This is a genomic window from Streptomyces sp. NPDC013187 (assembly GCF_042899705.1).
Taxonomy (GTDB): domain Bacteria; phylum Actinomycetota; class Actinomycetes; order Streptomycetales; family Streptomycetaceae; genus Streptomyces; species Streptomyces hawaiiensis_A.
The window spans coordinates 84,162-107,032 of record NZ_JBIBAF010000020.1 but is presented as its reverse complement, the minus strand read 5'-3'; the positions used below and the strand labels follow the sequence as shown (position 1 = coordinate 107,032).

Here is a 22,871-nt window from a genome sequence, read left to right as displayed (position 1 = left end):
TAACCATGAAACACCTGTTGCGCTACGCGCGTTGACTCTAGGCTGCGCCGGACGACATCACTGTCCCAGCAGACCTAAAGGGGGGCGTATGCCAGCCACTTCACCGGCGCACCCGGACCGCCGCAGACGTCGTACGAACCGTTTCGCCGCTCTCGCCGCCGGTGTCGTCACCGTCGGCGCGCTGGCCGCGGCCGGGTTGCCTGGCTCGGCTTCCGCCGGGGAGGAGCACAGCGAGGGCGGGTACGGCCACGGCCGCTACCAGGACGTCCAGCTGCTGTCCTTCAACGACCTGCACGGCAACCTGGAGCCGCCCGCCGGTTCCTCCGGCCGCGTCACCGAGACGCAGCCCGACGGGACGACCAAGACCATCGACGCCGGTGGTGTCGAGTACCTCGCCACGCATCTGCGGCAGGCCCGCAAGGGCGAGAAGTACTCCATCACGGCCGCCGGCGGCGACATGGTCGGCGCCTCCCCGCTGCTCTCCGGGCTGTTCCACGACGAGCCGACCATCGAGGCGCTGAACAAGCTCGACCTCGACGTCACCTCCGTCGGCAACCACGAGTTCGACGAGGGCGCCAAGGAGCTCGGCCGCCTCCAGAACGGCGGCTGCCACCCGAAGGACGGCTGCTACTCGGACAAGAAGTTCGAGGGCGCCGACTTCCCCTACCTCGCGGCCAACGTCCTCGACGAGAAGACGAAGAAGCCGATCCTCAAGCCCTACTGGGTGTGGAAGAAGAACGGCGTCAAGGTCGGCTTCATCGGCGTGACCCTGGAGGGCACCCCGGACATCGTCTCCGCCGAGGGCGTCAAGGGCCTGTCCTTCAAGGACGAGACCGAGACGATCAACAAGTACGCCAAGGTGCTGCAGAAGCAGGGCGTGAAGTCGATCGTCGCCCTCATCCACGAGGGCGGCTTCCCGGCGTCGACGTCGTACAACTACGACTGTGACTCCCCGGGAGCGGGCGACGGCGTCTCCGGCCCGATCGTCGACATCGCCAAGAACGTCACGCCGCAGGTGGACGCGCTGGTCACGGGCCACACCCACAACGCGTACGTGTGCAGCATCGCCGACCCGGCGGGCAAGCCCCGCATGGTCACCTCGGCCGCCTCCTTCGGCCGCCTCTACACCGACACGACGCTGACGTACGACCGCAGGACCGGCGACATCGCCCGTACGGCCGTGAAGTCCGCGAACCGCGTGGTCACCCGGGACGTCCCCAAGGCGCCCGACATGACCGAGCTGATCAGCAAGTGGAACACGCTGGCCGCGCCCATCGGCAACCGGCCGATCGGCTACATCTCCGGCGACATCGGCAACACCGGCACCGAGTCCCCGCTCGGCGACCTCATCGCCGACGCCCAGCTCGCCCACGGCAAGCAGCTCGACCCCGAGACCGACCTGGCGCTGATGAACCCGGGCGGTATCCGCGCGCCGCTGACCTACGCGGCCAAGGCCGCCGAGGGCGACGGTGTCGTCACCTACGCCGAGGGCTTCACGGTCCAGCCGTTCGCGAACACCGTGAACCTCCAGAGCTTCACGGGCGCGCAGGTCATCCAGGCGCTCAAGGAGCAGGTGTCCGGCCCGAACGCGGCGGCTCCGAAGATCCTCCAGGTCTCGTCCGGTCTGACCTACACGCTGGACCTCACCAAGTCCGGCGCCGACCGGGTGGTCACGGACAGCATCAAGCTGAACGGCTCGGCCATCGACCCGTCGGCCACCTACCGCGTCGCGACGAACAGCTTCCTCGCGGGCGGCGGCGACGGCTTCCCGACCCTCGGCCAGGGCACGAACGACGTCGTCGGCAGCGATGATCTGGCCGCGCTGGAGCAGTACCTGACGGCCAACTCCTCGGCCGCGAACCCGATCGCTCCGCCGAAGGCGGACCGGATCACGATCGTGAAGTAAGTCGCATACCGGGGGTTCGAGTTGCGGGACGGGGCGGTGCGCATGGTCGGATGAGACGATGCGCACCCCCCACCGCATGGACACGCATCATCCCGACGACCGCTCCGAGCAGCCCCGCAACCCCTACGAGGAACTCGGCGCACTCGACGACGGGCCTCTGGAGGCGACCCCTCTGGAGGACTTCCTCGGTGAGGACGCCGAGCAGCGGCACGAGCCGGAGCCGGAGTGGTCGCCGCCCGACCACCGCCGCGGCGGCCGACGTCGAAAGAATCGTTTCGCCGGACTGCCGCTCGCCGTGAAGGCCGTCGTCGGCCTGGTCGTCCTCGCCTCGTTCGCCGCCCTCGGCGACCGCTGGGCGGTGCTGTACGCCGAGCACCGGGCCGCCGACACCCTCAAGGACCGCCTCGACCTGGCCGCCGCGCCCGAGGTGGAGATCGGCGGCTTCCCCTTCCTCACCCAGCTCGCCGACAAGCGGCTGGAGTCGGTGAAGCTGACCGTCCCGGACGTCGCCGCCGACCGCGTCTCGCTCGCGAAGGTGTCGGCCACGGCCCATGACGTACGGCTCAAAGCCGACGGGCCGACGTCCGTGCGCGGCGCCGACGTTCCCCGGTTCGACGGGGACGTCATGCTGTCCTTCGAGGACCTCAACCGCGAACTCGGCGCCTCTCAGGTGACCTTCACCGGCGAGGGCCGGGACCGGGTACGGGCGCGTGGCACCCTGCCGGTCGCCGGGCACGACCTGAAGCTGCGGGCCGAGGCCCGGATCCAGCGGCAGGGCGAGCGGGGCATCACCACCGAGATCGGCGGCATGCGCCTGGACATCGGGGACCTGGCGACCTACCGCCCGGGCAAGCGCGCCTCGGAAGGGCTGCACCTGACGCCCAAGGCGTCCGCGGATCTGGCCCGGGAGACCCGGAAGGCCAAGGCGCTGCTGTCGGTCCCGGCCATCGTGCAGCGGATGGGCGTGCCCGAGGCGACCGTGGACCAGGCCCTGGCCGACGACGGCAAGCTCGCCGAACTGACCGGCTCCCCGCGCTTCGCCCGCCAGGCAGAACGCCTGAACCTCATCGACCTCGCCCTCGACAACCCCGACGTGTTCAGGAGCCTGGGCCTCGACCCCGACCTCCTCGGGGAGTTGTCGCGCCTGACCCGCCCGGTCCTGGCCGACCGGCTCGCGCTGGCCTTCGAGCTGCCGAAGCCGGAGCAGGGGGACGTGAGGCTGGAGGACGTACGGGTGGAGGAGGACGGCATCCGGGTGCGGCTGTCGGGCTCGGGGTTGTCGGTGGGCGGCTGAGGACGGGCCCGCGGGAACCCGGAGGACATGTCGTCGTCCACGGACCGGGAGAAGTCCTCCTGAACCGCCCGGCCCCGAAGCCGTGGGTGAAACTTTGTGTGCTGATGTGTTGACCTCTGTTCGAGTCTCCTTCTAGTTTCGTGCTCCACTGAGCGGTCCGTCTGTTGGCTGCTCACCTTCGCACCTGCTCAGAAGGGGATGTCGTGTCTCACAAGACCCATCGCGGAACAGCTTGCGTGGGGGCGCTGCTGGCCTGCGTCACGGCATTCGGTGGAGCACTCGCCTCCCCCGCCGCCGCCTCTCCCGCCCACCGTCCCGCCACCCCGCCGCCCGTGAGCGACTTCAAGGGCGTCAACTGGGCCGACCCGCGCGACAACTACGCCGACGACGCGGTCGTGCCCTCGGGTCTGTCCACCTCCGACAGCTACGCCACCACCTACGCCAAGTCCAAGGCGATCATCGGCGGGTTCTCCAAGCTCGGCGCCAACACCGTCCGCCTGCCGGTCAACCCGACCTCGGTGAACGGCCCGTTCTGGAAGTCGTACCGGGGCGCGATCGACGCCGCCACCGCCAAGGGCTTCAAGGTCGTCCTGGGGTACTGGGAGGCCGACAACGCCAAGGACGGCAAGATCGACGACCAGGCGTCCTGGGACCGGATGTGGGCGCGGATCACCTCCGCCTACGCCGGCAACTCCAGGGTGTACTTCGAGCCGATGAACGAACCGTTCGGCTACACCGCGCAGGAGTGGACGGACATCGCGGCCAAGTGGGTGAGCACCCACCGCTTCATACCGCGCGACCGGATCCTGATCGGCGGGTACAAGTACAGCGAGGACGTCAAGCCGGTCTGCGCCGACCCCCGCCTGAAGGGCACGCGCCTGGCCCTGCACAACTACGGCTTCTGGCACACCGACTGGACCAGCGTCGACCAGTGGAAGGCCGACTTCAAGAGCCGCATCGGCGACTGTGCCTCCCGCACGATCCTCGACGAGTTCGGCGCCTCGATGACGACCGGCCTGGACTACAACGGCCCGGTGGGCACCTCCAACGAGATCGCCTACATCCAGGCCGCGACCGACACCATCCGGGAGCTGGGCCTCGGCTCGGTCTACTGGCCCGGCCTGCGCAACGGTGACACCTACTCCCTGACCACGCTCCAGGGCACGGGCACGAACCTCAGCCTCACGGTGAACAACCAGAGTGGCCTGGACCGGCTGCACTACGCCTGGAAGCAGCAGTAAGCATCCGGACGGTGGTGGCCCTTCCGGGTCCGGCGCCGCTCGTCAGCCGGACCCGGAAGGGAGCCGTTCAGGACGCCGAAGGCGTCCAGCCCGCGAGCCAGTCCGCGACCTCCTGGTTCGCGGCCTGCGCGTCGCTCAGATGGGGGCGGTTGGAGCTGGCCTGGCCGGCACCGGCGCCGTAGTTGGCGTACTCGGCGAACCGGTCGTCCTTCCAGGAGAAGTCGCCCATGTTGGTCCACGGGGTGGACCTGATCGCATTGCTCAGGCTGGTGTTGCGGACGGTGGTCTGCGGATCGAGGGACGCGTCCCCGCCCGCGTGCCAGGGCCGGCCGAGGTAGAAGCTGCCGGCCGAGACGTCGCCGTTCACGGTGGAGTTGGCGATCAGGATGCCCTTGCGGTTCGCCGCGGTGCTCGGTGCGGTGATGTACCCGGCCGAGCTGCCGTCCCAGCGCTTCTTCAGTGTGATGACGGACTTGTCGACGACGGCCGTGGCCCGGCCGAAGATGAAGTCGACGTTGCCGATCACGTAGGAGTTGCTGACGTAGACCCGGCCGAGGCGGTCCTTCGACGCGGTGTCGAGCAGCAGCGTGTCCTGGTCCCCGCTGACGATGATCCCGTCCAGGAACACCTTGTCGGCGGCGGTCCGCAGGGCGACGGCCTGCTGGTCCTTGATGACGTTCTGGTTGGCCTTCTCGTCGAAGTCGTTGGAGATGGTCAGGTTGCGCGCCTGGAAGTCGTCGGCCTCGACGGCGACGGTCGCGCTGCCGCCGGTGCCGTACGTCCCGCCGCCGGGCTTCGGCGTGCCCGAGGCGTTGTTGTAGACGATCGTCGTGTCCTTGCGGCTGCCGCCGGTGCCCCGGATGGTGACGTGCGGCTTGTTGGAGGGCACCTTCACCAGTTCCCGGTACGTCCCCGGCTTCACGGCGATCACGACGCGCGCGGGGTTGTTCGCCGGTACGGCGTTCACGGCGGCCTGCACGGTGCGGTACTGGCCGCTGCCGTCCTGGGCGACGGTGAGGGTGGTCGCGGCCGCGGTCTTGGTGGAGGCGGAGGTCGTCCCGATGGAGGCGCGGGGACCGGCGCCGGCCTTGAGGACCGCCGGGAGGTCGGCGGCCTTGTCGAGGGTGTAGGGGTAGTACGTCTTCGGGTCGAAGGCGGTCCCGCCGCTCTCGTTGCGCCCGCTGGTGCCGGAGAAGGAGTTGCCGCGCTGGACCACGGCCGCGCCGCTGTCCTTGATGACGGGGTTGTCGACGCCCTGGAAGAGGGAGTTCTCCAGGACCATCTTCGTGCCGCCGCGCGAGTAGTTCCCGTACGCCGACTTGATGGCGGTGCCCGGGGCGTCCTCCAGGAAGTTGTTGTAGAGGTGCGCGTGCGCGGCGTTGTCCGTGGAGGGGTTGCGCTGCTCGGTCTCGCGGATCCAGTTGTGGTGGATCGTGATGTCGGTCTTGACGTTCTCGGTCCAGCCGATGCCGAAGGTCTTGTTGTTGTCGCTCAGCTTGTTCCAGGAGACGGTGACGTTCGTCGAGTCCTTGCGGACGTCGATGAGTCCGTCGGCCATGTGCCGCAGATCGTTGTGGTCGATCCAGACGTGATGGGCGCCGTCCATCTGGACCGCGTCGAAGTCATGGTCCTTGTCGTTCCAGATGCCCTGGTACGCGTCCCGGATGGTGAGGTTCCGGATGATCACGTTGTGCACGCCCTGGCCGAGGAAGAACCCGCCGCCGACGATGTGCCCGGCGGTCCCCTGACCCACGATGGTCTTGTCGGACTTGACCTTGATCTCTTTGCCGACCGGGTTCATCGTGATGGTGCCGGCGACGACGATGACGTAGGGCTCGGCCGCGGTCGCGTACTTCTCCAGATCGGCGAGCGTCTTGACGGTGACGGTCTTCCCGCCCCGGCCGCCGTACGTCCCGTTCTGACCGAGGGAGTTGACGGAGGCGAACCCGTCGGCGGTGTCGGTGGCCCAGGCGGGGGTGGCGGCGGAGGCCTGCAGTGCGGTGGAGCCCAGGACGCCGAGGCCGCCGCCGTAGGCGAACGTACCGGCGGCGGTCAGGGCCAGGGGGACCCCGACCGCCAGGGCGGTGCGGCTTCTGCGGTGACGGGGGCGGGCCTTGCTACGCGGCTCACTCATACGGCGATCCGTTCCGTGTGGGGGAATGACCGCTGATCAGTCGCCGCTCCGCACGGAAAGGTTGCCGGGTCCGAACACGATCGGGTGCAAGGGGGTGGAGGCCGGTGTGCACCCTGCTGTGGTGCGGCTACAGTGAGACCATGGCAGACAATACGACCATCCAGGTGTCACGCCAGGCCCGGGACCATCTCGCGCAGGTGGCCAAGGAGCGCGGGGTGACTCTGGGGCAGCTTGTGGAGCAGCTGGCTTCCGAGCAGCCGACGGCGGCGCAGCTTGCGGAGCGCGTCGCGGCTGACCGGCAGGTCGTCCGGGACGTGATCGGTGTCGACATCAGTGACGAGGAGTTCGAGAGGGCACCCGACGTCCTCGGCAACATCTACAAGATCGCCGCCGAGAAGGCTCGCGCGGCCCGGGGCGCGGCCGCGTGATCATTCTCGACACCGGTGCCACTCGGGCGCTGGCCGACGGCCACAAGACGCTGAACCTCCTCGCCGGGAACATGGCGCGCACCCCGGGTGACCTCCTCCGGATTCCCGCCCTCTGCCTCGTGCAGGCCGAGTCGGAGGACGAGGGCGCGGCACGGCGGGTACTCGCCTTCTCGTCGGTCGTCGTCGACGACCTCACGACGGTTGCCGCGGTCACCGTCGGAACGATGGTCAGGGACGGCTACGGCGGCTCGGACAGGTGTCACGCCCTGTACTGTGCGCTGCCTCGCGCTGAGTTCACAGGGATGTCGATCCTGCTGACGGACCGGGAGGACGCGTATCCGCCGGGAGTCGTCACGGTGGACATCGACTCCCCCGGGATGCTCGGCTTCCACTGACCTGTCACGTGTCGCGACAGCAAGCGCCCCGACGGTCCGATACTCGTGTTCGGCGCGAGCCCCTGGGCGTCGTTCCTCACCTGCGTCAAGAAGTAGGGGGAGCCTCCGGCGGAGGTACCGCCGCCCCCGGCAGTCGTACCGTCGCCACAGTGCCGCCGCCCTCCGCCGGGGAAAGGGACACCTCACCCCCCGCCTGCTGCACCGTACGGGCCACGATCGACAGGCCCAGGCCCGAGCCCGGCAGGGACCGTGCGCCGGGGGAGCGCCAGAAGCGGTCGAAGACGTAGGGGAGTTCGTCGGCGGGGATGCCCGGGCCGTGGTCGCGGACCGTGAGGACGCCCTCGGTGAGGCGGACCTCGATCAGGCCGCCCTCCGGGCTGAACTTCACCGCGTTGTCCAGGATGTTGACCACCGCCCGTTCCAGCGCGGAGGGCTCCGCGCGGACGAACCAGGGCTCGATGTCCGCCGCGATCGTCAGCTCGGGGCCCCGCAGCCGGGCCCGCCGCAGCGCCGACTCGACCGTGTCCTGCCAGGCCACGATCTGGGTCCGGTCCGAGTGCTGGCCCGGGTCCGGGCGGGACAGTTCCTGGAGGTCGCCGATGAGCGTGGCGAGTTCCGTCATCTGTGCCTTCACCGACGCGAGCAGTGCCTTGCGGTCCGCCTCGGGGATGGGGCGGCCCGTTTCCTCACTGCGGGTGAGGAGCTCGATGTTGGTGCGGAGAGAGGTGAGCGGCGTGCGCAGTTCGTGGCCGGCGTCCGCGATCAGTTGCTGCTGGAGGTCACGGGAGCTGGCCAGGGCCGAGGTCATGGAGTTGAAGGAGTGCGACAGGCGGGCGATCTCGTCCTCGCTGTCGTCCTCCACGGGGATGCGGATGTTCAGATCCTCCGTGCGGGCCACGTGCTCGACGGCATCGGTCAGCTTGTCGACGGGGCGCAGCCCGGCCCGGGCGACGGCCAGGCCGGCGGCTCCGGCGCCGAGCACTCCCACGCCGGAGACCAGGAGGAGGATCAGGGCCAGTTCGTTGAGCGTGGACTGGGTTCCCTTGAGCGGCAGGGCGATGACGAGGGAGTAGTCGGCGGCGACGCCTGGGAGCAGGTCGTCGGGGTCCTTGATGACGACCGCCGTCGTCAGGACGCGCAGCTTGTTGCCGTGGTCGTCCGTGCCGTCGCGGATGCGGCCCTGGTTCGGGTCGGGGTTCCTGGCCACGGCCTTGTCGTCGCCGGTTACCCGCACCTGGGTCGTGGAGCTCGGGAAGAGGCACAGCTTGCCGTCGACGCGGACCAGCTGCCCGTAGGTCTTGGGCCGCGACCCCATGCCCAGCGAGTCGGACGTCGTCTGGCGGCACTCGTGGGTGAGCGCCTGGAACTCGCCTGAACGCAGCGGCGCGACCGACGACTTCAGGTCGTTGTCGATCTCGTCGTACAACTTCCCCTGCACGATGAACCAGCAGGTCACCGACACCGCCGCCACCGCGAACGCCACCGCCGCCGCCACCAGCAGGGCCAGTCGGGAGCGGATCGGCAGCGAGCGGAAACGCCGTACGAGCCGGGGCGTCCGGGAACTCACTCCGCGCCGCCCTGCCGCAGCACGTAGCCCACGCCCCGCACCGTGTGCACCAGCCGCGGCTCCCCGCCCGCCTCGGTCTTGCGGCGCAGGTACATCACGTACACGTCGAGGGAGTTCGACGACGGCTCGAAGTCGAAGCCCCAGACGGCCTTGAGGATCTGCTCCCGGGTGAGGACCTGGCGCGGGTGGGCCATGAACATCTCCAGGAGTGTGAACTCCGTCCGGGTCAGCTCCACCTGGCGCCCGCCCCGGGTGACCTCACGCGTCGACAGGTCCATGCGCAGGTCGGCGAAGGTGAGCGCGTCCTCGTCGGCCGGGTCGGCCGCGCCCACGGCCGCCGCGTAGGAACTGCGGCGGAGGAGGGCTCGGATACGGGCGAAGAGTTCGTCGAGTTCGAAGGGCTTGACCAGGTAGTCGTCGGCGCCCGCGTCGAGGCCCGTGACACGGTCGCCGACGGTGTCCCGGGCCGTGAGCATCAGGATCGGCGTGGTGTCGCCGGTGGCGCGGATGCGGCGCGCCGCCGTCAGACCGTCCATGCGCGGCATCTGGATGTCGAGGACGACCAGGTCGGGCCGGTAGGCCGCCGCCTTGTCCAGCGCGTCCGCACCGTCGACGGCGACCTCGGTTCCGTACCCCTCGAACGCGAGGCTGCGCTGGAGCGCTTCGCGTACGGCCGGCTCGTCGTCGACGATCAGGATGCGCTGCGGGTCACGGTCGCCGTCTGCGGGGCTCATGGCTCGGAGGTCCTCGGGTGTGAAGGGGGACGGGGGTGCTGCTGCTCTGACGGTCTCAGCGTCGCACGCCGACGGGCGGTGCCGGGAGGAGTGTCAGCGCCGTGCCGCCCGGCGCCGGGCCCGCGCCGGCCGGCTCGCCGCACGGGTCGCCGTGGCTGCCGTCGGCGCCACCTCCGGCGCCCGGCCCGCCGGTGCGTGCAGTTCGCGCGCCACCGCAAGGGCCAGTCCGACGCCCGCCGGGTCCCCGCCCGGCTCCGTGTGCACCATCTGCTGGATCATCGCCGCTCTCCTCACTGTCAGGTGCTCGGACTCAGTCGGTCGAACCCGCCCGCAGCTTCGCGAGGTCGGCCTTGACGGTGTTGATCGGAATGGCGAAGCCCAGGCCGACGCTGCCCGCGTCGGAGGACGAGGAGGCCTGGCTCGTCGGCGAGTACATCGCGGAGTTGATCCCGATGATGTTGCCGTTCATGTCGATCAGCGCACCACCGGAGTTGCCCGGGTTGAGGGACGCGTCGGTCTGGAGCGCCTTGTACGTCGTCGTGTCGGAGCCGGTGTCGCCGTTGAACTGGCGTCCGCCGAACTCGAACGGCCACTCGTCGCCCTGCCCCTGGCCCCACTGCTGTTGGCCCTGGCCCTGGTCCTGGCCCTCCTCGGTCGGGACGGTGACGTCGCGGTCGAGGGCCGAGATGATGCCGCTGGTGACGGTGCCGGACAGCCCCTCGGGGGAGCCGATCGCCACGACCTGGTCGCCGACCTGGAGCCCGGCCGAGTCGCCGAGCGTGGCCGCCTTCAGGCCGGAGGCGTTCTCCAGCTTGATCAGCGCCAGGTCCTTCTTGCTGTCGGTGCCGACGACCTTCGCGGTGTACGACTTGCCGTCACTGGTCGTCGCCTTGATCCGGGAGGCCCCGGCGACGACGTGGTTGTTGGTGATGATCTCGCCGCCGCTGGTGATGATCACGCCGGAGCCGGTGGAGGAGCCGGCGTTGGAGGCGGCCTTGATCTCGACGATGCTCGGGCTCACCGCCTTCGCGACCCCGGCGACCGTGCCCTTCTGGCTGGACGGGACCACGTTGGTGCTGGTGGAGCTGGAGGCGACGGTGTCGTTGCCGGTCAGTTCCTGGATGCCGTAGGCGGTGCCGCCGCCTATCGCCGCCGCGACGATCGCCACGGCGGCGATCAGGGCCATGGGGCCACGGTTGCGCTTCTTCTGATGCGGAGCATGTGCCGGGGCGTACGCCGGCGGGGGCGGCCACTCGGGGTTCACCGGGGCCTGCTGCTGACCCTCGTAAGGGTTCTCGTACTCGCCACTGCGGTGGAAGCTCTCGGTCATGGAACAGAGCTTGTCGCCCGACCATGAGAGCTTCCTGAGTGCTTGCTGAGAAGCCCGACAGAACCTCGTATGCCCGATATAAAGAAGTCCGCCGCCCCGGAGTCAGGGGCCTACGGGCAGCCGCAGGACTGCCGGGTGACCAGCCGCGAGGGGAACACCTTCAGCCGCTCGCGCCGGGCACCCGCGACCCGCAGCCCGTCGTCGAGGACGAGGTCGACGGCCGCACGGGCCATCGCCGGACGGTCGGACGCGACCGTCGTCAGGGGCGGGTCCGCCAGGGCCGCCTCCTTGATGTCGTCGAAGCCCGCCACCGCCAGCTCGCCGGGGACGTCGATGCGCAGCTCGCGCGCCGCGCGCAGCAGGCCGATCGCCTGGTCGTCGGTGGAGCAGAAGATCGCCGGCGGGCGGTCGGGGCCGGAGAGGATCTTCAGGGCGGCCTGGTAGGCGTCGTAGCGGTTGTAGAGGGCCTCGAAGAGGCGGCCCTCCGTGGAGATCCCGGCGTCGTCCATCGCGCGGCGCCAGCCCTCGACGTGGTCGGAGACCGGGTCGCCGACCGCGGGCGTCTCGGCTATGCCGCCCATACAGGCGACGTACTCGTAGCCGTGCTCCAGCAGGTGGCGGACGGCGAGCTCGGCGCCGCCCAGGTCGTCCGTGGTGACGGCGACGTCGTCGATGGCCTCGGGCCGTTCGTGCAGCAGCACGACGCGGGCGTCCCAGGCCTCGATCTCGGCGGCGGCAAGGTCGTTGAGCGCGTGGCTGACGAGGATGAGCCCGGAGACCCGCATCCCCAGGAAGGCGCGCAGGTAGTGGACCTCGCGCTCGCCCACGTAGTCGGTGTTGCCGACGAGCACCATCTTCCCGCGCTCGGAGGCGGCCTGTTCGACGGCGTGCGCCATCTCCCCGAAGAAGGGCTGGCGGGCGTCCGGGATGATCAGGCCTATGAGGTCCGTGCGGCGGGACGCCATCGCCTGGGCGACCCGGTCGGGCCGGTACCCCAGTTCCTTGATCGCGGCGAGGACACGCTCGCGCGTGGCCGGGGCGACCGGCCGGGGTCCGTTGTTGATGACATAGCTGACCACGGCAGTGGAAGTCCCTGCCAGCCGCGCCACATCATCCCGAGTCACCTTGGCCACGCGCGGAGTCTACGCGGATATACCGGCTCCGGGCAGGGCGTAAAGGAGGTTCCGTACGATATCCCGACCGCCGTCCGGGGCACCCCGTACGGGAAGCGATGCCCAGGTCGGCGCCGCACTACGCCTCTCACGCCTTGGCGCGGGCCTCAGTGGCGTCCAGGGCGGCCGACTCGTCCGCCTTGTCCGTCTTTGCCTTGGCCGCCTTGGCCTTCGCCTCCTCGGCGGCGCGTTCCATCTTCTCCGGCTTCTCCGGCGTAACAAATCGATAACCGACGTTCCGGACGGTGCCGATCAGCGACTCGTGCTCCGGGCCGAGCTTGGCGCGCAGCCGCCGTACGTGCACGTCGACCGTGCGCGTACCGCCGAAGTAGTCGTAACCCCAGACCTCCTGGAGCAGCTGGGCGCGGGTGAAGACCCGGCCGGGGTGCTGCGCGAGGTACTTCAGGAGCTCGAACTCCTTGAAGGTGAGGTCGAGGACGCGGCCCTTGAGCTTGGCCGAGTACGTCGCCTCGTCGACCGAGAGGTCGCCGTTGCGGATCTCCATGGGGGAGTCGTCGCTGACGATCTGCTGCCGGCCCATGGCGAGGCGCAGCCGCGCCTCGACCTCCGCCGGGCCGGCGGTGTCGAGCAGGACGTCGTCGATGCCCCAGTCGGCGGTGACGGCGGCGAGGCCGCCCTCGGTGACGACCAGGACGAGCGGGCAGCCCGGTCCGGTGGAGCGCAGCAGCTGACAGAGGCTGCGGACCTGGGGCAGATCACGCCGGCCGTCGACGAGGATGACGTCGGCGCCGGGGGTGTCGACGAGGGCCGGGCCCTCCGCGGGAGCCACACGCACGTTGTGCAGGAGCAGGCCGAGGGCGGGGAGCACCTCCGTCGACGGCTGGAGGGCATTGGTCAGGAGCAGCAGAGAACTCATACGTCTGGTTCCTCCTCGGTCCCTGCGAGGACGTTTGTTGGCACAGCACCGCTCTGCGATCCCGAAGGCCCCGTACACCTGCGGTTTCCCGCGTCGTATACAACGCTTCCGAAAGCACAAAAGGACCCGGGGGCTACGTTGCCCGAGTCCTCTGCCCAGCAGAATAGCCCACATGAGCTCTGGTTCGGCAGGTCATGTGGCGCGTTCCACCGATCGTCCGCATCCCGAGACGAATGGGGGAAAGCGTGTGCGGATGTCGTCGCGGACGTTTCTGCGGACGTCCGACGGTGTCGCGATCGACGCCGTGTACGAGCCGGGAGCGGCCGGGGACGACACCTCCGGGACGCCTTCCGCTCATCCCGTGTTCGTCGTCGCCCACGGGTTCACCGGCGCGGTGGACCGCCCGCACGTGCGTCGGATCGCGGAGGCGTTCGCCCGGTACGGGGGTGTGGTCACCTTCTCCTTCCGCGGGCACGGGATGTCCGGCGGGCACTCCACGGTCGGCGACCGGGAGGTGCTCGACCTGGCGGCGGCGGTGGCCTGGGCGCGGAGCCACGGGCACGCGCGGGTGGTGACGGTGGGCTTCTCCATGGGCGGCTCGGTGGTGCTCCGGCACGCGGCGCTGCACCCGGGGCAGACCGACGCGGTGGTGTCGGTCAGCTCCCCGGCCCGCTGGTACTACCGGGGTACCGCGCCCATGCGGCGGCTGCACTGGCTGGTGACCCGGCCCGAGGGGCGGGTCGTGGGCCGTTACGGATTCCGTACGCGCATCCACCACCGGGACTGGGACCCGGTGCCCCTCTCCCCGGTGGAGGCGGTGCCGAGGATCGCCCCGACCCCGCTGTTGATCGTGCACGGCGACGCCGACGGCTACTTTCCCGTCGACCACCCGCGGATGCTGGCCGCGGCCGCCGGTGACCAGGGCGAACTGTGGCTGGAGCCGGGCATGGGGCACGCCGAGCACGCGGCGGGCGACGCGTTGCTGGCCCGGATCGGGGAGTGGGGCGCCGGCCGGGCGGGCTAGCCTGACGGGGTTCACCGCCGAATTCATTGAGGAAGCAGATGCCAAAGGTCACGGTGCGCTACTGGGCCGCCGCCAAGGCCGCGGCCGGGGTGGCCGAGGAGCCGTACGAGGCGGCCACGCTCGCCGAGGCGCTCGCCGGGGTGCGCGAGCGGCACCCCGGCGAACTGGAGCGCGTCCTGCTCCGGTGCTCGTTCCTCGTGGACGGCGACCCCGTGGGCACCCGCGGACATGAGACGGTACGGCTGGCCGACGGCGGCACGGTCGAGGTGCTCCCGCCGTTCGCAGGAGGATGACGATGAACGACCAGCCGAACCGGCCCCACCAGCCGTACGACCCCTACGGACAGCAGCCGCAGGCGCCGCAGGCGTGGCCCGGGCAGGGGTACCAGGGGTACGAGGACCCGCAGGCCGCTCAGCAGTACACGCAGCAGTGGCAGGGGCAGACCTGGGAGACGCAGAACCACCAGGCGGTGCCGTCCGCGCAGGCGCCGGATCCGGAGACGGCGATCCTGACCCCCCAGTCGCCGCCGCAGCGACCCGCGGCCCCGGCCGGAGCCGACGCCGCCGCTCCCGGCTACGGCCCCGCCACCGTCGGCGGGAACACCCGCCTCACCGATGCCCAGCGAGCCCGTGCGGAGGGGCGCTCCCCGATCATCGAGCCCGGGATGCAGCCGGCCGCGCTGACGGCGCTGCTCGGGCTGATGCTGGCCGGTGCGGCGGCGGTCGGGACGTACGCGCTGCTCGTGCCGCTGGTGGTCCTCCAGGCCGTCACCGCGGCGGGCTGGTTCCGCCTGAACGGCATGTGGCCGGCCCGGCAGGGCATCGCGCTGGGCTTCGCGGGCGCGCTGGCCGCCGACGCCGCGCTGCTGGCCTCGGGCCGCTCCCCGTCGGCGATCCTCGGCACGATCGGGGTGTGGGTGCTGCTCGCGCTGGTCCTGCAACTGCGGTCGCACGCCGACCCGGACGAGCGGATGTACGGCCTGATGGCGACGGTCGCGGCCTCGGCGCTGGCGATCGTGGCCGGCGGGTACCTCGCGGCCGCCGCGGACGCGGTGACGGTGGGTGCGGTGGCCGTGGCGGTGGCCGTCCTGGCCCGCGCGCTGCCGCTGCCGACCCCGGCTTCGGTGGTGGTGTCCCTGCTCGCCGCGGCGGGCGCGGGCATCGCGGCCGGGCAGGTCACGGACCTCGGCACCTCCGGGGCCCTCCTCGGTGCGGGCGCCGCCGCCTGCGCCCTGATCGGCCACCGGGTCGCGAGCTACGACTACCCGTCGCGGTTCGTCCACTTCACGGCGGGCGTGGCCCTGCCGCTGGCCGCGGCGGCCCCGGCGGTGTACGTCCTGGGCCGGGCGCTGGCGTAGCGCTCAGGCCCGGACGCCGGGCTTCCGCTCTGTCACAGATGATCAACAATCCTCCGGTCCCCCTTCCGCCCGGCGTTACCCTCGCGCAAGGGACGGCCACCGGGTCGTCGAAACACCGGACCGGTGGGGGACACAACGCATGCGCGCACTGCGAATACTGCTGATCTTCGTCGTGATCCTGGGCGGCCTCTTCGTGATCGCCGACCGCGTCGCGGTCGACTTCGCCGAGGACGAGGCCGCCGAACGGCTGAAGACCACCGAGAACCTGTCGGCGACCCCGGACGTGTCGATCAAGGGCTTCCCGTTCCTCACCCAGGTCGCCGGCGGCTCCCTGGACGACATCGAGGTCGGCATCAAGGACTACGAGGCCGCCGCGGGCGACGGAGGCCGGAAGATCCGTATCGACGACCTCCAGGCCGACATGAAGGGCGTCGAGTTCTCCGGCGACTACAGCTCCGCCACCGCCTCCACGGCCACCGGCACCGCGACCATCGCCTACGACGAGCTGCTGAAGACCGCGAAGTCCGAGCCCACCCAGGTCGCCCCGGGCGTCACCGCCAACGTCATCGGCCTCTCCGACGGCGGCAACGGCAAGATCAAGGTCACCGTCGAGGCCACGGTCCTCGGCACCAAGCTCCCGGAGCCGGTCTCCGTGCTCAGCTCGGTGAAGGTGGACGACGGCACCGTCCGCGTGCACGCCGACGGCCTGCCCAGCTTCGGCGGTGTCGACATCGCCGAGGACCGGGTGCGGGCGATCACCGACTTCCAGCAGAAGATCGACGGCCTGCCCGGCGGCATCAAGGTGGACACCGTCGAGGCCGCCCCGGACGGTGTCGAGATCACGGTGAAGGGTTCCGACGTCCGGCTGGCCGGGTAGACAGGGGCGCAGGGCGGCGGACCAGGGGTGTCCGGTGGGCGAGACGGTGGTGTCCGCGACTCAGAGGTGACGGCCGATACATCGGGTCACGGCCCTTGCCCCCAGGCCTCGCACAGCTCTCGGGTCCCACATTGCGGATTATCTCGTCTCAGCATGCGACACACCGGTGACATGCCCGCCCGACCGTCCCTACGATCGACGCTATGAAGCGACAGGCGGACCTCACGAAGCGGCGGGCAGTAGACCTGTGCCGCGTCGCCGCCATGCTCTGTCGCACCTTCTGAGCGATCGCGTCGGCAGTCGCGCCGGCGCGCGCATCCCCGCAGCCCCGCATCACGGGCACCCGTGCGCCGCCCTGCCTCAAGGGCGCGCCCTGCAGACCTCGCACGCCCCGCCGTAACTGCCCCGGAGGAGAAGAAGCATGAGCCGCAACGACGTCCTGGTTGACGCCGACTGGCTCCAGGAGCACCTGGACGACCCGACCATCGCCATCGTCGAGGTGGACGAGGACACGTCCGCCTACGAGAAGAACCACATCCGCAACGCCATCCGGATCGACTGGACGCAGGACCTGCAGGACCCGGTCCGCCGTGACTTCGTCGACCAGGAGGGCTTCGAGAAGCTCCTGTCCGACAAGGGCATCGGCAACGACCACACCGTGGTCCTCTACGGCGGCAACAACAACTGGTTCGCCTCGTACGCCTACTGGTACTTCAAGCTCTACGGCCACGAGAGCGTCAAGCTCCTCGACGGCGGCCGCAAGAAGTGGGAGCTCGACGCCCGCGAGCTGGTCGCCGGCGACGAGGTGCCCGAGCGTCCGAAGACGGACTACAAGGCCAAGGCCCAGGACACGTCCATCCGCGCCTTCCGCGACGACGTCGTGGCCGCCATCGGTTCGCAGAACCTCGTCGACGTGCGTTCGCCCGACGAGTTCTCCGGCAAGCTGCTCGCCCCGGCCCACCTGCCGCAGGAGCAGTCGCAGCGCCCCGGCCACGTGCCGAGCGCCCGCAACATCCCGTGGTCCAAGAACGCCAACGACGACGGCACCTTCAAGTCGGACGAGGAGCTCAAGGAGCTCTACGCCGAGGAGAGCGTCGACCTGGCCAAGGACACCATCGCCTACTGCCGCATCGGTGAGCGCTCCGCGCTGACCTGGTTCGTGCTGCACGAGCTCCTCGGTGTGGAGAACGTCAAGAACTACGACGGTTCCTGGACCGAGTACGGCTCCCTCGTGGGCGTGCCGATCGAGCTCGGCGCCAACAAGTAACCAACCCCCACCGACCTTTCCAGACTTCAGGAGTACGACATGTGCGGTGCGAAGGCCGGCGGCCCCGACGCCTCGACGATCAAGCCCGGTGAGACCACCATCCAGGGTCAGGTGACCAAGGACGGCGAGCCCGTGGTGGGCTACGTCCGTCTGCTGGACTCGACCGGCGAGTTCACGGCCGAGGTGCCGACCTCGGCGACCGGACAGTTCCGCTTCTACGCGGCCGAGGGCACCTGGACCGTCCGTGCCCTCGTGCCCGGCGCCACCGCCGACCGCACGGTCGTCGCCCAGCAGGGCGGCCTGGCGGAGGTCGCGATCGCCGTCTGACGGCGACCGGATCGCGAAGGGCCGCACCCCCCGGGTTGGACGCCTGGGGTGCGGCCCTTCGGCCTGCCCGGACCTACGCTGGACGTATGTACGCACGCCGGCGTCACACCTACTTCGCGATGATGGGCCTCTGCATCGGCCTCTTCGTGCTGGCCTGGGGTGTCGTGCGGCTGTGGTCCGTCCCCGTCGCCGTCGGGATGTGCGTCGTCGCCATGGTCATCCCGCCCGTCGCGGCCATGGTCGCGAACCGGCGCGGGCCCGAGGACCGGTGGTGGGACGATCCCTCCGGGGATCCCGAGTCCGACGAGTGGTGGGACGAGCTGGACGGCAAGAAGCGACCGCACTGAGCGGCGTCTTCCCGCCCGCTCGGGGTATCCCGGCCCCATGAGACTGACAGCGGCGGTTCTGGACGCCCCGAACGCCCGGGAGCTCGCGCGGTTCTATCTGCGGCTGCTGCCCGGCTGGGGCGTCTGGCGGGACGAGGACGGCCCCGACTGGGTGCACATCCGCCCACCCGGCGGCGGCACGGGGCTGGCCTTCCAGACGGAACCCCACTACCGGCCGCCGGTCTGGCCGAGCGAGCCGGACCGTCCGCAGATGATGATCCACCTCGACATCGAGGTCGACGACCTGGAGCGGGAGACCGCGCGGGCCGTCACCGAGGGCGCGCGGCTCGCGGAGTTCCAGCCGCAGGACGACGTCCGGGTGCTGCTGGACCCGGCGGGCCACCCGTTCTGCCTCTATACGGAAACGCCTCAGTAGACGAGCGCCTGGGTCCCGTCCGCCATGGCCTCCTGGACGAAGACCTGCGCGCCCGCGATACGGACACCCTTGATGACGTCCTGCTCCGTGATGTCGCGGCGGGCCGCGCACTGCGTGCACAGGGTGACGCGGCCACCCGCGAGGAGGGAGTCCAGCAGGTCGGGCAGGGGAGCCGCGTGCGGCAGCTCGAACTCGGCGGCCCGGCCGGGCAGGGCGAACCAGGCGGACTCGCCGGTCAGCCACAGGGAGACGTCGACGCCGCTGGCGACGGCCACCGCCGCCACCGTGAACGCCTGGGAGCACCGCTCGGGGGCGTCGGCCCCCGCCGTCACCTTGATCACCAGCTTCTTCGCCATGGTCGAATCGTAATCAACGCCCGTGCAACCGTGGGCGTCGACCGAGGGTCTCCTGTGCGCGCGCATACGGAATGCGCGACTCACGTGCTGTGTGTGGGGGGACGTTTTGGAAGCAGACGAAGAAGTGGACGCCGCGCCCCGGCCCGGGCCGCGTCGGCGGCGGCGTACGGCCGTGCTGATCGGTGGCGCCGCCGTGCTGGGGCTGATCGCCGGCGGTTGCGCCGGCTACCTCGTACAGGCGCACCGCGCGCCCACGAAGCTGCCCTCGCTCGCGCAGCAGGTGGTCGCACAGGCGAGGGGAGAGGGGCCCGAGCCGCTGTCTGCCGCGCGTGACCGGCGGGTGAAGACCGACGGCGACCTGCGCAAGCTGCTGCTGGAGAAGCCGCGCGGGACGCGGGACGCCACCCACCTGATGGGTGAGGACGGCTGGCTGGGCCTGGCGGACTACGCGGAGTTCTACGACAAGCCGGGCGAGATGTTCGGAGAGCTCGTCGGCGACGAGTTCCGGCGCGCGGCCGTCACCGGCTGGCTGGTCGGCCGTACCCAAGAGGTGGAGATTCGCCTGGTGCAGTTCCGGCAGGAGGAGACGCTCGCCGCCGCCGAGAACGTGAAGAACACCCAGTACTGGGTCGAGGACGAGGGAGGCGCCGACAGCTGGGCGATCCCCGGCTCCGGAAACGGGCGTGCCTACGTCCATACGCGGCCCGAGAGCAAGCCCGGTTACCCGCTCGTGTACACCGCCGAGGCACACGCCTGGCGCGGCGACATCGGCCTGGAGATGTGGATCATTGACACCAAGCCGATCTCCAAGGCGAGGATCATGGACCTGGCCGAGCGGCAGATGGAGCGGCTGTGAGTGACAACCACGTGGAGCCGGTCGAGCCGGTGGAGGCGGGGACCGTGTCCCAGCCCGTCCCCCGGGTCCCCGAGAAGCCCGCACGCCGTGCCCGGGCCGCCGCTGCCGCCGTGCTGCTGGCGGGCGCCGTCGTCTGCGGCGTGGGGTACACCGTCGTGGCCGTGAACGGCGCCGACCGTGACGCGGGCGCGCCGGTCTGGGCCTCCCCCGAGGCCAGGAGCGAGCCGGAGACGGAGAAGAAGGCCGCCCCCTCGGGGCTCGCCGGCATGCTCGTGCCGTACGGGACCGACGGCTGGGGGCCGGGCCCCGATCTCGGCAAGTACGGGCCGGACACCGCGCTGAGCGGGCAGGAGGCCACGGCCTTGCGCAAGGAGGCACTGAGCGGCCTGCCTCGCACTCAGCGCAAACGACTGGAGAAGGCCGTCGACCAGCAGCGCATCACCGGCGTCGCCATGCGCAGCTACCTCAGCACGACCAAGCTCTCCGACGGCTTCACCGACGGGGCCGTCGCCGTGCGCGTGCAGCTGTCCCGGATGGAGAACCGGGACGCCGTCCGGGAAGCCTCGCGGGTGCGCAGCGCGTTCCTCGGCTCCTTGGACGTCTTCCGTCCGGGCCCGAAGATCAAGGGCCACAAGGACGCCTCCTGCTTCCTGCCGCCGAAGGACGACGACGAGGAGCTGGAGACGATGCTCTGCTTCGCGCATGTCGGGAACGTCCTGGTCACCACCCTCGCGGACGGTGCGAAGCCACTTGACACCAAGGGGGCCGCGGCGCTGTTCCGCGAGCAGCTCGACCGCATCACCGAGCCGGGGAAGGCGATATGACCGAGGAGCAGCGGACCGCCGTACGGCCCGCGGAGCAGGTGGTGCCGGAGGCGCCCCCGGCGCCTGTGCACAGGGGTCAGGACCACAAGGGCCGCGGAGCTCTGCGGGCCGCCCTGCGCTGGACGACCGCCGTGGCCGTCTTCGCGGCGGTCGGCGCGGCCACGGCGTACGGCCTCACGAGGCTGGAGCGGACCGACGTACCCGGGCTCGCGACGGATTCGGACGGGCGCTGGGAGTACCCGGCGCTCACCAGGCCGCCGCTGCCCTCCGGCAGCCCGGGCCCCTTCGCCGAGGCCAACAGGGCCGGCACGCACCACGCCGACCTGCGGGCCCTGCTTCTGCCCGCTCCCGCCGACGCCCAGGACGACAGGACACTGCGGGGCACGGACGGCTGGCTGGCGCGGAAGGACTTCCTGGCGGAATACGCCGCGAAGGACGACCGCGCGGAACTCGGGCGGCACCTCACCGATCATGGGCTGCGGCACATCGCCGCTCGCGGCTGGAGCATGCCGGACGGTACGCGTACGCGGATCTATCTGCTCCAGTTCGACACCGCGGCGGTCGTGGACGCGCTGCTGGGGCCCTATCTCGCCCCCTTCAGCGCGCCGAAGTTCCCGCTGCGCGGCGCCGCGATCTCAGCCAACGACAAGACGTTCCCCCAGGAGGCCCTGGTGAGGGACGTTCAGCGCGTGGTCTACGACGAGGCCAGGCCGCACGGCGGCGAGCAGGTCCGCCACGCCTACCTCGCCGCCGGCGACACCCTCGCGCTGGTCGTGCAGTCCCGGAAGGGCGGCGCGCGGGCCGTGCCCTTCCAGCAGACGGTGACGCTGCAGAGCCGGCTGCTCGGCTGACGTCGCACGGTCGTACCTCACCAAGAGGCCCGGATACCGGCCGCGTAAGCTGGGCTCGGCCCTGTGCAACCGTTCGCACCCCCGCTCAAGGAGCACCCCGTGGAGATCTTCTTCGAAATCCTGTTGGTCCTGGTCGCCGTCGGCGTCCTCGCCTTCGCCGGACTGACCGTGAAGAAGCTGTACCAGGGCCAGCGCTGACCCACGTCTAGGAAGTTCCCATGATCGAGATCCCGTCCGACCTTCACAAGGACCTCGTCCCGCTCGCCTTCCTGCTCGGCAACTGGGCGGGCGCCGGCGTGCACGACTTCCCCGGCTCCGAGAAGTGCAACTTCGGGCAGGAGGTCACCTTCACCCACGACGGCCGGGACTTCCTGGAGTACCAGTCGCACAGCTGGGTGCTGGACAAGGACGGCAACAAGGTCCGTCCCCTGGAGTCCGAGCACGGCTACTGGCGGATCGACGCCGGCCGCAAGGTCGAGGTGACGATGACCCGCGACGACGGCGTCATCGAGATCTGGTACGGCGAGCTGGCCGACAAGAAGCCCCAGATCGACCTCGTGACGGACGCGGTGGCCCGCACGGCCGCCTCCCAGCCCTACACCGGCGGCAAGCGGCTGTACGGCTACGTCAAGAGCGACCTGATGTGGGTCGGCGAGAAGCAGACCCCCGAGGTCGAGCTGCGCCCGTACATGTCCGCCCACCTGAAGAAGGTCGTCACCCCGGAGGAGGTCGAGCGCTGGGCCAAGGCCCTGCCCGACGACATGCCGGACGACGGCATCGCCTTCTTCAAGTAGCCGCACGCCTTCCTCGACCAGTCCTGTGCGAGTGGTCCTAGACTCTTGGGTGTGGTGAGCACCGACTGGAAGAGTGATCTGCGGCAGCGCGGCTACCGGCTGACCCCGCAGCGGCAACTCGTGCTCGAAGCCGTGGACACCCTGGAGCACGCGACCCCCGACGACATCCTCGTGGAAGTGAGGAAGACGGCGTCGGGGGTCAACATTTCCACGGTGTACCGGACACTGGAGCTCCTGGAGGAGCTCGGCCTGGTCAGTCACGCGCACCTGGGGCACGGGGCGCCGACGTACCACCTCGCGGACCGGCACCACCACATCCACCTGGTCTGCCGGGACTGCCAGAACGTGATCGAGGCGGACGTCTCGGTGGCCGCGGAGTTCACCGACAAGCTGCGGCAGACCTTCGGGTTCGACACCGACATGAAGCACTTCGCGATCTTCGGCCGGTGTGAGGAATGCACGCTCAAGGCTTCAACTACCGAGTCGTAGGCTTACGGA

At 70.4% G+C, this 22,871-nt stretch carries 28 protein-coding genes; 20 read left to right on the top strand and 8 right to left on the bottom strand.

The genetic code is table 11. The features are described 5' to 3' along the window. Positions 1 to 88 precede the first annotated feature (88 nt). The 3 genes from ACFY5B_RS34305 to ACFY5B_RS34295 all read left to right on the top strand — a co-directional run bounded on the left by ACFY5B_RS34305 (position 89) and on the right by ACFY5B_RS34295 (position 4,441). Positions 89 to 1,906, top strand: a complete 1,818-nt coding sequence (locus ACFY5B_RS34305; protein ID WP_389977375.1) for a bifunctional metallophosphatase/5'-nucleotidase — start codon at positions 89 to 91, stop codon at positions 1,904 to 1,906. Between the two features lie 58 nt (positions 1,907 to 1,964). Next, positions 1,965 to 3,200 (top strand): DUF2993 domain-containing protein, encoded by a 1,236-nt coding sequence (locus tag ACFY5B_RS34300; protein ID WP_389977372.1) that lies wholly within the window; start codon positions 1,965 to 1,967, stop codon positions 3,198 to 3,200. Between the two features lie 203 nt (positions 3,201 to 3,403). Next, complete coding sequence (locus ACFY5B_RS34295; protein WP_389977369.1) at positions 3,404 to 4,441, top strand: glycoside hydrolase family 5 protein; 1,038 nt, start codon at positions 3,404 to 3,406, stop codon at positions 4,439 to 4,441. Positions 4,442 to 4,508: 67 nt separating this feature from the next. On the opposite strand, the gene ACFY5B_RS34290 is transcribed toward ACFY5B_RS34295, so the two are convergent. Further along, the gene (locus ACFY5B_RS34290) at positions 4,509 to 6,575 is read right to left on the bottom strand and encodes a pectinesterase family protein (RefSeq protein WP_389977366.1); all 2,067 of its coding nucleotides are present in this window, start codon (positions 6,573 to 6,575) and stop codon (positions 4,509 to 4,511) included. A 140-nt stretch (positions 6,576 to 6,715) separates the two neighbouring features. Between ACFY5B_RS34290 and ACFY5B_RS34285 the strand changes: the two genes are divergently transcribed. From ACFY5B_RS34285 to ACFY5B_RS34275, 3 genes are read left to right on the top strand one after another with little or no spacing between them, the layout of a single operon-like run. Further along, positions 6,716 to 7,003, top strand: a complete 288-nt coding sequence (locus ACFY5B_RS34285; RefSeq protein WP_389977363.1) for a hypothetical protein — start codon at positions 6,716 to 6,718, stop codon at positions 7,001 to 7,003. After that, positions 7,000 to 7,398 (top strand): hypothetical protein, encoded by a 399-nt coding sequence (locus ACFY5B_RS34280; protein WP_389977360.1) that lies wholly within the window; start codon positions 7,000 to 7,002, stop codon positions 7,396 to 7,398. The genes ACFY5B_RS34285 and ACFY5B_RS34280 overlap by 4 nt, the downstream gene beginning before the upstream one ends. Before the next feature lie 45 nt (positions 7,399 to 7,443). Continuing rightward, positions 7,444 to 7,494 (top strand): hypothetical protein, encoded by a 51-nt coding sequence (locus ACFY5B_RS34275; RefSeq protein ID WP_389977495.1) that lies wholly within the window; start codon positions 7,444 to 7,446, stop codon positions 7,492 to 7,494. Here the strand turns inward: ACFY5B_RS34275 and ACFY5B_RS34270 are convergent. From ACFY5B_RS34270 to ACFY5B_RS34245, 6 genes are all read right to left on the bottom strand, one after another. After that, positions 7,484 to 8,965, bottom strand: coding sequence for an ATP-binding protein (locus tag ACFY5B_RS34270; protein WP_389977357.1), 1,482 nt, complete (start codon positions 8,963 to 8,965; stop codon positions 7,484 to 7,486). The genes ACFY5B_RS34275 and ACFY5B_RS34270 overlap by 11 nt on opposite strands. Then, positions 8,962 to 9,699 (bottom strand): response regulator transcription factor, encoded by a 738-nt coding sequence (locus ACFY5B_RS34265; RefSeq protein WP_389977354.1) that lies wholly within the window; start codon positions 9,697 to 9,699, stop codon positions 8,962 to 8,964. The genes ACFY5B_RS34270 and ACFY5B_RS34265 overlap by 4 nt, the downstream gene beginning before the upstream one ends. Before the next feature lie 93 nt (positions 9,700 to 9,792). Continuing rightward, the gene (locus ACFY5B_RS34260; protein WP_389977351.1) at positions 9,793 to 9,978 is read right to left on the bottom strand and encodes a hypothetical protein; all 186 of its coding nucleotides are present in this window, start codon (positions 9,976 to 9,978) and stop codon (positions 9,793 to 9,795) included. Positions 9,979 to 10,009: 31 nt separating this feature from the next. Beyond that, positions 10,010 to 11,029, bottom strand: a complete 1,020-nt coding sequence (locus ACFY5B_RS34255) for a S1C family serine protease (RefSeq protein WP_389977348.1) — start codon at positions 11,027 to 11,029, stop codon at positions 10,010 to 10,012. 110 nt (positions 11,030 to 11,139) lie between these two features. After that, the gene (locus tag ACFY5B_RS34250; RefSeq protein WP_389977345.1) at positions 11,140 to 12,162 is read right to left on the bottom strand and encodes a LacI family DNA-binding transcriptional regulator; all 1,023 of its coding nucleotides are present in this window, start codon (positions 12,160 to 12,162) and stop codon (positions 11,140 to 11,142) included. A gap of 127 nt (positions 12,163 to 12,289) precedes the next feature. After that, positions 12,290 to 13,078 (bottom strand): winged-helix domain-containing protein, encoded by a 789-nt coding sequence (locus ACFY5B_RS34245; protein WP_389977342.1) that lies wholly within the window; start codon positions 13,076 to 13,078, stop codon positions 12,290 to 12,292. A gap of 172 nt (positions 13,079 to 13,250) precedes the next feature. On the opposite strand from ACFY5B_RS34245, the gene ACFY5B_RS34240 reads away from it, so the two are divergent. The 9 genes from ACFY5B_RS34240 to ACFY5B_RS34200 all read left to right on the top strand — a co-directional run bounded on the left by ACFY5B_RS34240 (position 13,251) and on the right by ACFY5B_RS34200 (position 18,692). Further along, positions 13,251 to 14,102: an alpha/beta hydrolase gene (locus ACFY5B_RS34240; protein ID WP_389977339.1), complete on the top strand. Its 852-nt coding sequence runs from the start codon at positions 13,251 to 13,253 to the stop codon at positions 14,100 to 14,102. Between the two features lie 38 nt (positions 14,103 to 14,140). Continuing rightward, complete coding sequence (locus tag ACFY5B_RS34235; protein ID WP_107456736.1) at positions 14,141 to 14,395, top strand: MoaD/ThiS family protein; 255 nt, start codon at positions 14,141 to 14,143, stop codon at positions 14,393 to 14,395. A gap of 2 nt (positions 14,396 to 14,397) precedes the next feature. After that, positions 14,398 to 15,459, top strand: coding sequence for a hypothetical protein (locus ACFY5B_RS34230; RefSeq protein ID WP_389977335.1), 1,062 nt, complete (start codon positions 14,398 to 14,400; stop codon positions 15,457 to 15,459). A 139-nt stretch (positions 15,460 to 15,598) separates the two neighbouring features. Continuing rightward, positions 15,599 to 16,336: a DUF2993 domain-containing protein gene (locus ACFY5B_RS34225; protein ID WP_389977332.1), complete on the top strand. Its 738-nt coding sequence runs from the start codon at positions 15,599 to 15,601 to the stop codon at positions 16,334 to 16,336. A gap of 203 nt (positions 16,337 to 16,539) precedes the next feature. After that, entirely contained in the window at positions 16,540 to 16,620 is an 81-nt protein-coding gene (locus tag ACFY5B_RS34220) for a putative leader peptide (RefSeq protein WP_350310325.1), read from the top strand. Positions 16,621 to 16,757: 137 nt separating this feature from the next. After that, on the top strand, positions 16,758 to 17,603 hold the full coding sequence (locus ACFY5B_RS34215) for a sulfurtransferase (protein WP_361310641.1): 846 nt from the start codon (positions 16,758 to 16,760) through the stop codon (positions 17,601 to 17,603). Positions 17,604 to 17,642: 39 nt separating this feature from the next. Further along, entirely contained in the window at positions 17,643 to 17,930 is a 288-nt protein-coding gene (locus tag ACFY5B_RS34210) for a DUF1416 domain-containing protein (RefSeq protein WP_003991226.1), read from the top strand. Positions 17,931 to 18,016: 86 nt separating this feature from the next. Continuing rightward, positions 18,017 to 18,277 (top strand): DUF3099 domain-containing protein, encoded by a 261-nt coding sequence (locus tag ACFY5B_RS34205; RefSeq protein WP_381459646.1) that lies wholly within the window; start codon positions 18,017 to 18,019, stop codon positions 18,275 to 18,277. A gap of 37 nt (positions 18,278 to 18,314) precedes the next feature. Further along, positions 18,315 to 18,692 carry a VOC family protein gene (locus tag ACFY5B_RS34200; RefSeq protein WP_389977328.1) on the top strand — a complete coding sequence of 126 codons (378 nt, stop codon included), beginning with the start codon at positions 18,315 to 18,317 and terminating at the stop codon, positions 18,690 to 18,692. Here the strand turns inward: ACFY5B_RS34200 and ACFY5B_RS34195 are convergent. Continuing rightward, complete coding sequence (locus ACFY5B_RS34195) at positions 18,686 to 19,048, bottom strand: DsrE family protein (protein ID WP_344466453.1); 363 nt, start codon at positions 19,046 to 19,048, stop codon at positions 18,686 to 18,688. The two genes, ACFY5B_RS34200 and ACFY5B_RS34195, sit on opposite strands and share 7 nt — an antisense overlap. Positions 19,049 to 19,172: 124 nt before the next feature. On the opposite strand from ACFY5B_RS34195, the gene ACFY5B_RS34190 reads away from it, so the two are divergent. The 5 genes from ACFY5B_RS34190 (at position 19,173) to ACFY5B_RS34170 (ending at position 22,862) form a co-directional block, all read left to right on the top strand. Next, positions 19,173 to 19,904 carry a hypothetical protein gene (locus ACFY5B_RS34190; protein WP_389977325.1) on the top strand — a complete coding sequence of 244 codons (732 nt, stop codon included), beginning with the start codon at positions 19,173 to 19,175 and terminating at the stop codon, positions 19,902 to 19,904. Continuing rightward, positions 19,901 to 20,728, top strand: a complete 828-nt coding sequence (locus ACFY5B_RS34185) for a hypothetical protein (RefSeq protein ID WP_389977322.1) — start codon at positions 19,901 to 19,903, stop codon at positions 20,726 to 20,728. Before ACFY5B_RS34190 ends, ACFY5B_RS34185 begins: the two co-directional genes overlap by 4 nt. Continuing rightward, positions 20,725 to 21,579 (top strand): hypothetical protein, encoded by an 855-nt coding sequence (locus ACFY5B_RS34180; RefSeq protein ID WP_389977319.1) that lies wholly within the window; start codon positions 20,725 to 20,727, stop codon positions 21,577 to 21,579. The genes ACFY5B_RS34185 and ACFY5B_RS34180 overlap by 4 nt, the downstream gene beginning before the upstream one ends. Positions 21,580 to 21,797: 218 nt before the next feature. After that, positions 21,798 to 22,373 (top strand): FABP family protein, encoded by a 576-nt coding sequence (locus tag ACFY5B_RS34175; RefSeq protein ID WP_389977316.1) that lies wholly within the window; start codon positions 21,798 to 21,800, stop codon positions 22,371 to 22,373. A gap of 51 nt (positions 22,374 to 22,424) precedes the next feature. After that, the gene (locus tag ACFY5B_RS34170) at positions 22,425 to 22,862 is read left to right on the top strand and encodes a Fur family transcriptional regulator (protein WP_389977313.1); all 438 of its coding nucleotides are present in this window, start codon (positions 22,425 to 22,427) and stop codon (positions 22,860 to 22,862) included. Positions 22,863 to 22,871 lie beyond the last annotated feature (9 nt).